Below are 13,089 nucleotides of genomic sequence, written 5' to 3' on the forward strand. Positions count from 1 at the left end.
CACCTTATTATATAGAGAACTTATATGAATGACTCAGATACCACAATCTGCGGTTCCAAGATTTCCTCGTTTCTTTCCTCATCGGTATCCAGCGGAATGTTGTAGCGATCAAAGAGTTCATCTATCTTGTCTATGATTTGCGCTACGAGGTCTTCGCTGGATGGTTTCTGCTTCTTTACCTGGCGATTAAAACTGTTGATGCTGGAACTGAGTCCGGTGAAGACACCCAGTTCCACAATCTGCTCCAACTTCTTGATTTGCGCCACAGTCTTCTCCACATTCACAGCATTCAAGGCTCGGTTCATCGTACGGAGAATGCTCAGCACGGCATTGGTCGATTTATCTTTCTTCCTGTTCTCCATGCTTTCGGCATCCACCACTTTTCTCACCACCTTCTGGTAGGATTCCAATGCCAGTTTCACCTGGTCGTAATGGAAATCCATTACCTTCGCAAAGTCACCCGGCTTCTCCTCCATCTCAGCCTTCATGATGTCCATCGCATCCAAGAATGGGATAGACAAAGCCTTGCCGTCAGCCTTAACCCAATAATACTCCACCTTCTGAGGCGAAGAAAGATAGACGATGGTAGAATGAGGATGTTTTCCGATTTCCCTTACCGTTCGGCTCTTCATCGGCAAAGCCTTGATATGATTGTAGAGCTTGCGATGGGTGCGATAAAGCTCACGGGCTTCTTCCAGGAACTTCAGATTTCTATCCACAGCATCCTGAATATCAGGATTAAACATCTGGAACTCTTTCACGATTTCCTCTCTAGAGTAAATCTGCGCATCCTCGCCAAAGGCTGAATGGAAGCCCTGCAACTTGATGAGGGCGTTGCTATAGAGATGAATCTCCTGGTTGCCCTGCATCGACGGATAGAACATGTAGTTGTATATCTTGTCTGCCACCGAACCGATACGGTTTACACGACCGATGCGCTGCATCAATCGGGTAGCATTCCATGGCGAATCGTAGTTGATGATAACGTTGGCACGATGCAGATTGACACCTTCGGCAAGCACATCAGAAGTAATCACGATGTTGAATTCATCCGATTGCTCGGCATAGTTAGCATCAAAGCACTTGCGGAGAATATCCTGCCTGTTGGTACGATTGCTGGCACAGACTTCCAGAATGTCATGGCGATGCAGACGATTCTGCAACTGCTCAGTCAGATAATTCACGGTATCTACGCTCTCAGAGAAGATAACCAGTTTGCCTGTAGGATTTATCTCCTTATCAAAGAATTCATGTTTCAGCTTATCGATAAACAGTTCCAGCTTAGGGTCTTCGCTTACCTCATCCCATTTTTTGCAAAGCTCCTTCAAATTCTTAGCATCTTCTTTCAGCATCTCCAGGAACCGTTCGCTGAAATCCTCGTCTTTAAAGACTGTATCTTCCTCTTTCAAGCCTTTTTCTACGGCATATTCTATGATGCGGTCCAGTTCCCATCCCTTGGCTTGCTTATCCTTCACGTTGATATCGGGAGCGATAATCACCTTGTTCTGGTCAAACATCTTGATCATATCCTCGGTAATGCGGAGGAAGGTATGGAGCGAACGGCGGAAGGCGTAAAAACTGCTCTCCAATCGCTTGACCATGTGAACACGATAGATACCTGTCAGCATGGTGGAAATATGAAGGGCAGTAGGATACTTCTTGCGCGCCTCGCCCTGCAAGAACTCCACGGCACGATAGCGGGCATAGTGCAAACCTTTTCCAGTAGGATTATCTTCGGGATGAGGCGTATCGGTAAGAATCGCCATCGTACTATAGAAGAGATCGTTCAAACCGCCATTTAATTCATACATCAATTCGTTAGGAGGAAGAATATCCGGGAATACGATGTGCTGGTCATCCAAGTCTTTCTTGTAGGCAGGCACATTCTTGATATTGTTTCGGGTTCGTCTAACCGTCACCTTATCAATCACTTGCGTTCTTATCTTCTCGTAGAGGTCATCGGTACGCTTGGCAAATTCTGCATTTCTTTCGTTATGCTTGTCTAACTTACGCTCACGCATCAGCTTATCATATTCTTCTATCCATGGAGAGAAGGTTACAGGCAGATTCTGGATGCCTTCGATGGTAGAATAGCGGGCATTCTGGAAGAGAAGCAAGAGATTCAGAAGATCGGTTGGACGATTGTTGAGCGGAGTAGCCGAAAGCAGCATCACCTTCTTGTGATGGCCTTTTACCAAACCTTCGTTTATGCGAGGAGTCTTGCAGATTAACTGCAAATCATCGTATCTGCCAGCGGTGGCTCCACGGAAGTTATGCGCCTCATCAACAATCACCAAGTCATACTCTCCCTTTTCACGGAAGTTGCCTTCGCCCTCTATGATTTTATTCAGACTACCATTGCTCACAAACTGGGCGTAGCGCTTGATGCCGAAAAGCTTGAAGGTATCAGTCCAGTTCTTTTCCAAGGCTGGCGGATAAACCACCAGGATATTGGTGTATCTTCCATTCGCTTCAACAAATCGCTTGGCAATCATCGTGGCAACGATGGTTTTACCCAAACCCACCACATCGGCAAGGAAGAAGCCATTGTGCTGCATCAGCATCTGATAACCCTGAATCACGGCATCGTGCTGATAGCGGATATCCTTCACACCCTCAGGCATTTCCATCGTAAAATCATCCTCCACCTGCGAACCGAAAGTATCTATCAGCACCTTCATATAGAGTTCGTATGGTGTAGGCAACTGGGCAAGATGAGTCTTCGCCTTCATCTGCTCGATGTCTTGCAGATTCAGAGGAATGGCCTGCTCCCAAAGCTGCTCAAATTCCTGCTTGCAATATTCCACATCATCATAATCTTTCATCGCCACGTTCAACTCATACCGATTGCTGGGCACGGTTCCCATACCGGAATCGGATAGATTAGAGGACCCCATGATAACCCAGCCATCAGAGTTTGGATTATGGTTTTCCGGGAGAAGAAGATAGAATTTGGCATGGAGGTTCTTGCTGCGATGGATACGCATCTCCAGTTTTTTGTCGATGATGTCCTGGCAAAACTGGAGGATACCTCTCTCCGTCTGCTCATCATAGCCCGCATTCTTCACCTCCTCAACGAAATCTTGAGAATAGGCATCGATGACGGCTTGTTCATCAATCTGTCCGAAAAAGAGTTTGGATTGCTTACGGAATATGTTGTCGATATTGATACCTACCAATATCTGTATCTTTTTTACCTGTTCAAATTCCTCACGAAGTTTAAAATAGCCCGAACTTCGGAAATATCCTACTACTGCCTGAAAGGTATGAAAATCAAGCATGTTGTGGGCTATTCCCTTGAATTTCTCGAACAAGGAATTATCTGGAGTATTATTGAAAAACTTAGTGCTCATCTGTTGTATCTCCTAAGGGTATTAGCACTTCCGCCATTCCCCTAAGCAGAAACATTCTTGTTAGTTTGTATGGTTGCTACCAAAACAGAAATGGCGTAGGGAATCTATCACTCGCATTACCCTTGCCTATTGAGGTCCTAGGAAAACCTTTGATATTAAGGGTAAGAAGCAACAGAAACCTACGCCAAACTTGCATATATAATAGCACAGGATGTACCCTATCCAAACGAATGGAAAGGGCACACCTATGCCTGTGTACATACACACATAAAGCGAAGGCGCCTACCGCTGTCTTCATCTGAATATCAATTTGAAATTTCCTAGGTTTCAATAGACCAGAAGAAAACGTAGTACACGTCTTTCTTAATTATGATAGGCCAAGCCATGGATTTTTACCTAGCCAGCGACTCATCGCCAGCCATCCACAGCAAGACAACTGCAAAAGTACGAAAAAGAATTGGGATTTGCAAGAAAATCGGAAAGTTTCTTGCAAATCCCAAATAAAATTGGTTATAAAGCAGCATATATTCAAGGCTTTTGCCCTTACAGGGCGCAGGGGGACAACGTCTTAATACCCAGGGTGTTGCCCTGGGCTAGGAGCTTTTGGGCCTTCAGCCCGTGCTTGAACCACATGAAAAAGTTCAATGATTTTCTTCTTAACCAGGCATTTTATACTCATGTCTAAGCTTCCAGATAGTTCATCATATCCTCCAATGTATCGAAGTTCTTGACATTACCCCTCTTTACATCCATAATAGCCTCCACCAAATCGCCCTCATACACTTGTGGTCTAGTATGCTTCTTATCATCCATAAAACGAACCGCACGCACATAGCCAGAGCGACAAACCTTCGGCTTTTCCTTCTTGGAACAATCAAAAGCGTTCTTAAAATCTATAGTAATCTGCTCCATAATTATTGGACTTTAAATTAAACATCTATTTTAATACTATCGTTGCATTTTTTCTGAATAAGGCGTTCTCATATGCTCATGCTTCCATTGCTCAATAGTATTTTCATCTATCAAGCCCTTATCCCACAATTCATTTGCGGCATCTATTGCTTTTTGCGCAAAATATCGGCTATCTGTTGGCATAACATAATCCTTTTCATCTAGCATAGCATCACCCCTTCCTCTTCAACATTATTATAAAAAGGACTGCCCTTTTTGCTGTTCCAATCCTTCATCGAATACACTATCGGGTGAATCATCTGATTGATTTGCCATCCCAATTCCCAAAGAGGATAGGTGTAATTATCATGATCCTGCTCATCTATCTTATCCTTGTTCAGAAGCACAAGGATGTCCCAGTCGGAATCTGCTTTAGCATCCCTTCTAGCCCTTGACCCAAAAAGGATAACCTTGGCATCTTTCGGCATAATCGATTCCGCTTTCTTCTGAATCGACTTGAGTACCTCATCTTCAAGATGTTCCCTTGTTATTGTCGTCATAACACTATCATTTAAATTACACCGCAAAAATACGAAAAAGAATTGAAACTAACAAATATTCTGAGAGATATTTGCTTTTATTCTTTTCTCTTCACCCAAACCTTGTGACTGCCGCTACCCATCCAACCTATCGGCGAGGTACGGTCTGCGGTGATTTCCTTCAGTTCCATAGAGGCAGCAGTACGGCTCAGGTTGTTGATGGAGGCATAATCGCCTAGGGTGAGGACTCCGTTCTTCTCTATCACCTCCAGGGCACGGGCGATGCGCTCTTCCCTGGAATAGAGCTGCTTGCGAATCACCTTTACGCCACCCATATCACGCTCCAGGTCACGATCGGTTTCTCGCTTCACCTCCCTGATAAACTCAGGAGATGCCTTGAAGTTGATGTCCTTCACGCCCACCTTGCGATACGTCATCTTATCATCTGCACTCTGCATTTCCGTAGGCTTATCGTCCTCGAAACCGAGGGAGAGGGAGAAGGTGCCGATGCCTTCCAGATTCACATTGTAGCCCATGGAGAGCATTTCTACCAGCATATCAGCCACATCCAGCAAGACAGCCTCCGTGGCACTTTCCGAAATACCACGATGGTAGCCCTGCATTCTCTTGATGAACTCTTTTCTGGATAGTGTCCGATTGGTCACCATCTTGGGATAAACTCTGCGCTTGCCTGTGTTATGAACATCGGGCATCTCTTGCAACTTGTACTTTGTCATAACGATTCCTTTCTTTTAAAGATTGTTATCACTCCTTATTGCAACAGCCACTATACCTAAGTGATTTCTTATTCACCATTCATCATAATGGTTCCCGTCTCTAAGGATAATTGTTACTAACCCTAATAGAAATCTCCGTTCAATAGTATTGAACCTACATTCAAAAGTATTGAACTTACATTCAAAAGTATTGAACGCACATTCAAAAGTAATGAACGAAACTTTCTACTAGGCAAAGATACAACTTTATCCTATATTAAACAAGACTTTTCCTGAATATCTTCACTTTTCCATTCATAATTCTTTGTTTTTTGACCCTATTTCTTTGCGTATCCCAAATAATTGTGCTAACTTTGTAGTCAGATTGCAAACCAAAGGTCAAAGGATTGCAGTCCAAAGTTCAAAGGATTGCAAGCCAAAGACAAAGCAAAAGACTAAGATTAGACATTCTTATGAGTATGAAGATAATAGCAACCAGCGACTGGCACCTGGGCAACTCGTTTCACGGCAACGACCGTCTGCCTGAACACAAGCATTTTCTGAAATGGCTTCTGGAACAAATCGCTGAACAAAAACCCGATGCTCTCCTCATCGCAGGAGACATCTTCGATAACGGAAATCCATCGGCAGCGGCACAGACCGTTTATTACGAGTTTCTTGCCGATGCTACCCAACTGTGCCCTAACATGCAGGTCATCATTACCGCCGGCAACCACGATTCAGCCAGCCGACTGGAGGCTCCCCGTCCGCTGCTCACCCGATACCACGTGGAAATAAGAGGAAACGTAAGGAAAATCTGGCTGCAGGGAGAAAGCAAGGACGATGATAAAACCGGCGGGCATTGGCTCTATTCCTTCGATGACCTCATCATCCCCGTAACCAACGAGGAAGGAGAAGAAGTCATCGTCCTCGCCGTACCTTTCCTTAGGAGCGATGTGGTGCAGAACGCCAGTTACTCGCAGGGTATCAACGACTTTCTAAGAGAACTGACAGCAGAGGCTCGAAAGAAATATCCAGGCAGGAAGTGCATCATGATGGCACACATGTACGCCAAGGGTTCGGATATCGCCAAGAAGGATGCGAGCGAGAAAATCATCATCGGCGGACAGGAGGAAGTGGACCTGGAAGGATGGAACGACCATCCCGACTATATGACTTGCGGACACATCCACAAACGGCAACATATCTGGAACACCGACTGGGCAAGATATACGGGAAGTATCCTCCCGATGTCGTTTGCAGAGAAAGACTACACCCACGGCATCGACCTCATCACCATAGAACACGGAGAAGAGGAGGAAGGAAAGAAAACCGGCAAGAGTAAGGAATGGAAAGTAGATTTCCTGAAATACAAGCCGCAGCACTCCCTTCGCATTCTGCCCGAAGACGAGGAGGAACTGACCTTCAAGAAATGGCAGAAGCTCATCAACTCAGAACTCTCGGAAAGAATCGACGGCGAACTGAGCGACCACTTCGATTACGTGATGCTGAAGGTGAAACAGGAAAAGCTATCCAGCGATGACATCAAGGAACTGGAGAAACTCGTCAACGAAAAGGATGCCGTGCTCTGCAAGATCCAGCGCATCATCCCGCAACTGGACCTCTCCACCATACAGGGTTCCCAGCACATCACCAGCATCGAAGACATCATCAACCGTCCTCCGCTCGATACGCTGAAGGAAGCCTTCGCCATCAGGCACAACGCTCCGATGAACGAAAGACAGGAGAAAATGTTATCCGATTTATTAACAACATCCTCATTATGAAATTCCTACAACTCGAAATACTCAACCTCGCTTCGCTTGACAAACAGGGTGGCGAGGTCATCAACTTTGAAGAAGGTGCCTTAGGCGAGAGTACCATCTTCAGCATCGTAGGTCCGACGGGCAGTGGCAAATCTACCCTACTCGACGCCATCTGCCTTGCCCTCTACAACCGCGCCCCTCGCTACCCAAGGAAGAAAGGAGACAAGAACCAGAACATCGAGATTTTCGGGGCTACAGATGCCAGCGAAAACAACCGACTGGCTCCTACCGACAGTAGAAACATCCTGACCCGCGGCAAGAAGGAAGGCTACAGCAAACTCACCTTCCTTGCCAACAACGGCAGCATCTACCGCGCAGAATGGCACGTCAGATTCCAGAGAGTGCGCTACGAGAACGCCAAGACTGCGCTCTATAAAATCACGAGAAACGGAGAAGAGGTGACGGAGGAAACTGCCGACTGGAACGAACTGCCGAACATCATCGGACTCGACTACGACCAGTTTCTCCGTACCGTGCTCATCGCCCAAGGCTCGTTTGCCAACTTCCTGACGGCAAAGGAAAACGAGCGGTACGAACTCCTGGAAAAACTCATCGGATGCGAGGAAACCTATACGAACATCGCTACTGAAATCAAGAAGGCGAAAGACCAGGCAACGGATGCCTACAACCAGATGGTTGCATCGGTGGAAGCCGTTAAACAGAACCTGCTGAACGATGAAGAACTCATCCAGCTGCAAGAAGAAATTGCCCGTCTGGAAAAGGCAGAGAAGGAACTCGACAGCCAGTTGCAAGCCATATCAAAAGACCTGCAATGGTTTGAGGAAAACGATAAGCAAATAAATCAAATCACTATCTGCCAGACAGATATGGAGCAAGCAACAAATGCCATCAAAGAGATGCAAGCCCAGATTCTCCGTCTGCAGTTGCATGATGAAGTACAGCCTGCCGTCAACCTGCTGCAGGAAGTAGAGCGACAGACGCAAAGCATCCACGAGCAGGAAGAAAACATCCTGAAAGCGGAAGCAAACATCAAAAGCCAAGAGTCTGCCATCAGCGAAAGCGAGAAAACTCTCGCCAGTCTGAAGGAAGCAGTAAGCCAGGCACAGGAACAGCTGGAAAAGGCACTGCCGGTCATCGCTGAAGCAAGGGCGCTGAAAACAAAAATGGAAGCGGCTATGCCGAATCTGAAAGAAAAGAAAGAGGCATTGGAGTTGGCGCAGAAAGAGAATCAAACTGCCCTGAAAGACGTAGAAGAGAACGCCCAAAACATCCAAAAATGGGAAGCTGAAACGGAGAAAGCGAACCTTGCCCTCAAAACGACAAAGGAAGAGATTGCCAAGCAGAAACAGGTTCTGCACGAAGCGACACAAGCCGCAGAACAGGCTTGGGAGACGGAAAAGAACAAGACTGCCGGACAGAATATAGAGGAACTGCAGAACAGCAAGACTGTAGCCGACAGGAAACTGCAGGATGTCCAGCAAGCCATCAAGGTTGTGGCTCATCTCGATGCTGCCACAGCAGAAAAGCAGAAGAATGAGGAGCGCATCCTGGTCTTGGGCAAGAGAAATGCGGAGATAGATGAAGCCCTGGGCAAGTTGACCATCGAGGCGCTGACCCAAGAGACCCTGACGCTGCGAAAAGCCTACACCCTGATGGCAAGTGAAAAATGGGAGATTCATCGTGCCAACCTGACCGAAGGCAAGCCTTGTCCGCTCTGCGGCAGCACGACTCATCCTTATCATACCGACAACAGACAGTTTGAGGAAGCCACCACGGAACTCTCGCAACTTCTGAAAGCCAAGGAGGATATGCTGAAACAGCAGCAGATACAGGAGAAGGAACTTTCCGGCGAGAGAAAACAGAACGACGGCGAAGTACAGACGCTCCAGAAACAACAGAAAAAACTGTCGGGTGAAATCGCAACTTACGAAGAGGAATGGAAGGCGCTCATCGCCCAGTATCCAAAGATTCCAAAGGCAGAGGCAGAACTGAAATCGCTCTTGCCTATCTATGAAAACAAGGCGAAGGATGCGACCGGCAAGCTAAGCCAATTTAACAAGATTCAGAAAGAGATAGAACGGCTGACCCAACTCAAGGATAAGGCTGTAAAGGATGAAGCTGCGTATGAAAGCAAGGCTTCAACTATACAGAACAAAGCCCAAGAAAACGCTTCAACCTGCGTCACAAAACTAGCTGAGCAGAAAGCACTTACCGCCAACCTCATCTCGCAGCAGAAGAATAAGGAGGAGGCTTACGTGAAAGCCCTTCAGGCATGGAATAGCGCCAAGAAGGAAATGGAGGAATGGCAGGAGAAATACAAGCAGATTCTGAATGGCGAAGAACCGGATGCGGCTGAACAAAGACTGACAGCAGCAAAGGATGACTCAACGAAAGCAGCAGATAACCAGAACGAGAACATCAACAAGCTGAAGGCGGAACTCGCCAACAGTAAAGGTTCGCATCAAACCATGCTGTCTCAGAACAAGACGATGAAAGAGAATCAGCAAACGAAGGAAAAGGAACTCGACCTTTGGATTGAGGAATATAACAAGCAGCTTGAAGAAAAGAGCATCGAAGGAAAAGACTCCGAAGAGACTGATTCTAAAGAAAGAAGCTTCGAATCAAGATTCATCGACCGAAACATCATCGGAGAGATGCTTCACTCTGTCGAAGACTGGAACGCTATCCGACGGGAAAAGGACGAAAAGGAGAAAGCCGTGGCTTCAACTACCGCCCTTTACCAGAGTGCAGAAAAGGCGCATCAGCAGCACTTGGAACATCAGCCTGCCCAAACCCGTGATGCTCTCTTAGCCATTCAGCAGGAGTATCAGGAGAGAAGCCAGCGCAACGAACTGATTGCTGCCAACGCCAGGATGCAGAACCATCAGGAAGCCGTGAAGCTGTTGGGTGACAAGGCTGAGGCTCTGAATCTCGTAACGCAGGAAAAGGACGACTGGACAGCTATTACGGATGCCATCGGAGCTGACGGCAAGACGCTGCGCAAGATAGCCCAATGCTATACGCTCAGTTTCCTGATTGCTCACGCCAACCAGGAAATCAGAAAGTTCAACAGCCGTTACGAACTGCAGCAGGTAAAGCATTCGCTGGGCATCCGAGTCATCGACCACGACCGTGCTGACGATATCCGAGACACCACCTCCCTATCAGGTGGCGAAACCTTCATCGTGAGTCTCGGTCTCGCCTTGGGCCTGTCGGCATTATCCTCCCGCAACATCTCCTTCGAGAATCTGTTCATCGACGAAGGCTTCGGAACCCTCGACCCCGATACTCTAGCCACCGTCATCGACTCCCTCGCCATGCTGCAAAGTTCGCAAGGCAAGAAGGTGGGCGTCATCAGTCATACCGACACGATGAGCGAGCGCATCACCACCCAGATAAGGATCATCAAGAATGGCAACTCCGGCAGCAGCCATATCGAGATCTATCCTTAACCCATCGCAATTACACCTTAAATTATATAGTAATAAAACAAAAGAAAGGGTGTGCCATAAGTCCATAACACACCCTTTCTTTTGTTTCCATTGAATATTAAACCCTGTTTCCCTCTTTAGGGAAAACCACGGTAGGCTTGAAGGTCTTTGCCTCCTCAAAGTCCATCAGGGCATAGGCGATGATGATGACGGTATCACCCACCTGCACCTTGCGGGCTGCAGCACCATTCAGACAGATGCAGCCGCTGCCACGCTCACCCTTAATGATATAGGTCTCCAGGCGCTCGCCATTATTATTATCCACAATCTGCACCTTCTCTCCTGCTATCAGGTTAGCTGCGTCCATCAGATCCTCATCTATCGTGATGCTACCCATGTAATTCAGGTTAGCCTCAGTTACAGTCACACAATGGAGCTTACTCTTCAATACTTCAATCTGCATTGTTCTGTTATTACTTTTATCTATTACGGATTAAACTTAATAAAGAAATCTATAGAGGAATTATCCTTTATACTTGATATGGTCGATGAGACGGATAGGAGTCTTGCCGCAATATACGGTGATGCAACCTACCACGTAGGCGCTATCCTCCCATGATGCCACATCCTGCAGGCTGTCGCCATCCACAATCTGGAAATACTCTACCTCCAGCCCCTCTACGGCATTGATGTCGCTCACTACCTTGTCGTGAGTTTCCTGCACAGTATGATTCTTGGCAAACTCTACGCTCGCCTTCAAAGCCTTATAGATATTCGGTGCGATGGCACGCTCATCAGCGGTCAGCAATGTATTGCGGCTGCTCTTAGCCAAGCCATCCTCATCACGGATGATAGGACACTCCACAATCTGCACATCACTGTTGATGTACTTCACGAGCTGCTTGATGACAGCAATCTGCTGCCAGTCTTTCTCACCGAAATAAGCACGGTTAGGATGAACGATAAAGAACAGGCGACTAACTACCTGGCATACACCATTGAAGTGGCCCGGACGCTTGGCACCCTCCATCACGGTACTTACCGGAGGAAACTCGAAGTGGCGGGTATCCGGTGTAGGATACATCTCCTCTACAGAAGGAGCAAACACATAGTCAGCGCCACAAGCCTCAAGGAGCTTGCAGTCAGCATCAAGTGTACGTGGATAACGCTCCAGGTCACCCTTGTCATTAAACTGAGTAGGATTCAAGAAAACGGAAACTACCGTAACACCGTTTTCCTCAACACTGCGCTTTACCAGAGAAGCATGACCCTCATGAAGCGCACCCATAGTTGGCACAAGGCCGATTTCCTTTCCCTCCTTGCGACGATCGAAAAGTTCGTTCTGGAGGTCAACAATCTTATTGATTACTTTCATCTTCTTATCTGTTTTCGGGTGCAAAATAACAACTTTTTTCTCAAATAAGAAAGAAAAAACCTAAAAATATGCGAATTATTGCCGAAATTATTGAATTTCAGAAGAAAAATACGCTTTTTTGGAGTTTTTTTTGTACCTTTGCACCTAATTCGTAAGAATAATAATTAAATTTATGGCAAAGAAAGTATTATTTATCAATCAGGAGATCGACCCATACGTAGCCGAGACTCACATGTCTATCATGGGACGCGAATTACCTCAGAAAATGCAGGAAGCAGGCTTTGAGATTCGCACCTTTATGCCTAAATGGGGCACCATCAATGAGCGTCGCGGCCAGCTGCACGAGGTGATTCGCCTGTCTGGTATGAACCTTATCATCGATGATACAGACCATCCGCTGATCATCAAGGTTGCATCTATACCAACAACACGTCAACAAATCTATTTTATTGATAACGACGATTACTTCACCCGCCGCCAGATGGCAGCCGACGAGCAGGGTGTAGAATATAAAGATAATGGGGAGCGCGCCATCTTCTTCGCACGCGGCGTACTGGAAACCGTGAAGAAGCTTCGCTGGCAGCCAGACGTCATCGTATGTCAGGGCTGGGTAAGCGCTGTGGTTCCTTTCTATATCAAGACGGCATACGCTGAGGAGCCTTCTTTCGCCAACTCAAAGGTGATCATCTCACTCTATACCAACGAGCAGAAGGGCGAACTCGGCGCACACTTCAAGCGCTGCGTGGAGTTCCGTGATGCCAAGTCGGAACTGCTCTCTGACTACAAGGAGGACTTCGACTTCATCGAGCTGGGCAAGATGGCCATCGACTACAGCGACGGCGTGATTGAAGGCGAAAGCCTGTCAGACAGAACTCTCTTGGATTATGCCAATGAGAAGAGCAAGCCAACCCTCGCTTATCCTGGCGATGACTTTGCGGATGCCTACAAGACATTCATCAACGAAGTATGCCCTGACGAGGAGTAAGCTTCAGATATT

10 protein-coding genes are annotated in these 13,089 nt (G+C 46.9%); 3 read left to right on the forward strand and 7 right to left on the reverse strand.

What is annotated here, in order from left to right; translation table 11 throughout:
* Positions 1-20 precede the first annotated feature (20 nt).
* The 5 genes from AAAT87_RS03165 to AAAT87_RS03185 form a co-directional block, all read right to left on the reverse strand.
* The gene (locus AAAT87_RS03165; RefSeq protein WP_349225591.1) at positions 21-3,353 is read right to left on the reverse strand and encodes a helicase-related protein; all 3,333 of its coding nucleotides are present in this window, start codon (positions 3,351-3,353) and stop codon (positions 21-23) included.
* A 681-nt stretch (positions 3,354-4,034) separates the two neighbouring features.
* A complete protein-coding gene (locus AAAT87_RS03170) occupies positions 4,035-4,265 on the reverse strand; it encodes a hypothetical protein (RefSeq protein WP_349225592.1) in 231 nt (76 codons plus the stop codon).
* 36 nt (positions 4,266-4,301) lie between these two features.
* On the reverse strand, positions 4,302-4,472 hold the full coding sequence (locus tag AAAT87_RS03175) for a DUF8507 family protein (RefSeq protein ID WP_349225593.1): 171 nt from the start codon (positions 4,470-4,472) through the stop codon (positions 4,302-4,304).
* Positions 4,466-4,804 carry a nucleotidyltransferase domain-containing protein gene (locus AAAT87_RS03180; protein ID WP_203039423.1) on the reverse strand — a complete coding sequence of 113 codons (339 nt, stop codon included), beginning with the start codon at positions 4,802-4,804 and terminating at the stop codon, positions 4,466-4,468. The genes AAAT87_RS03175 and AAAT87_RS03180 overlap by 7 nt, the downstream gene beginning before the upstream one ends.
* A gap of 77 nt (positions 4,805-4,881) precedes the next feature.
* Positions 4,882-5,520, reverse strand: a complete 639-nt coding sequence (locus AAAT87_RS03185) for an HU family DNA-binding protein (RefSeq protein WP_349225594.1) — start codon at positions 5,518-5,520, stop codon at positions 4,882-4,884.
* A 458-nt stretch (positions 5,521-5,978) separates the two neighbouring features.
* On the opposite strand from AAAT87_RS03185, the gene AAAT87_RS03190 reads away from it, so the two are divergent.
* Together AAAT87_RS03190 and AAAT87_RS03195 are read left to right on the forward strand one after the other, a co-directional pair.
* Positions 5,979-7,286 (forward strand): exonuclease SbcCD subunit D, encoded by a 1,308-nt coding sequence (locus tag AAAT87_RS03190; protein ID WP_349225595.1) that lies wholly within the window; start codon positions 5,979-5,981, stop codon positions 7,284-7,286.
* Entirely contained in the window at positions 7,283-10,738 is a 3,456-nt protein-coding gene (locus tag AAAT87_RS03195) for an AAA family ATPase (protein WP_349225596.1), read from the forward strand. The genes AAAT87_RS03190 and AAAT87_RS03195 overlap by 4 nt, the downstream gene beginning before the upstream one ends.
* 97 nt (positions 10,739-10,835) lie before the next feature.
* On the opposite strand, the gene panD is transcribed toward AAAT87_RS03195, so the two are convergent.
* Both panD and panC read right to left on the reverse strand, forming a co-directional pair.
* Positions 10,836-11,180, reverse strand: coding sequence for an aspartate 1-decarboxylase (panD, locus tag AAAT87_RS03200; RefSeq protein WP_089545082.1), 345 nt, complete (start codon positions 11,178-11,180; stop codon positions 10,836-10,838).
* A 60-nt stretch (positions 11,181-11,240) separates the two neighbouring features.
* The gene (panC, locus tag AAAT87_RS03205) at positions 11,241-12,092 is read right to left on the reverse strand and encodes a pantoate--beta-alanine ligase (RefSeq protein WP_293581943.1); all 852 of its coding nucleotides are present in this window, start codon (positions 12,090-12,092) and stop codon (positions 11,241-11,243) included.
* A 172-nt stretch (positions 12,093-12,264) separates the two neighbouring features.
* Here panC and AAAT87_RS03210 point away from each other — a divergent pair, with 172 nt between their 5' ends.
* Positions 12,265-13,077, forward strand: coding sequence for a glycogen/starch synthase (locus AAAT87_RS03210; protein ID WP_293581944.1), 813 nt, complete (start codon positions 12,265-12,267; stop codon positions 13,075-13,077).
* The last annotated feature ends 12 nt before the right edge of the window (positions 13,078-13,089 follow it).

It is taken from the genome of Segatella sinensis (genome assembly GCF_040095255.1).
Classification (GTDB): Bacteria; Bacteroidota; Bacteroidia; order Bacteroidales; family Bacteroidaceae; genus Prevotella; species Prevotella sinensis.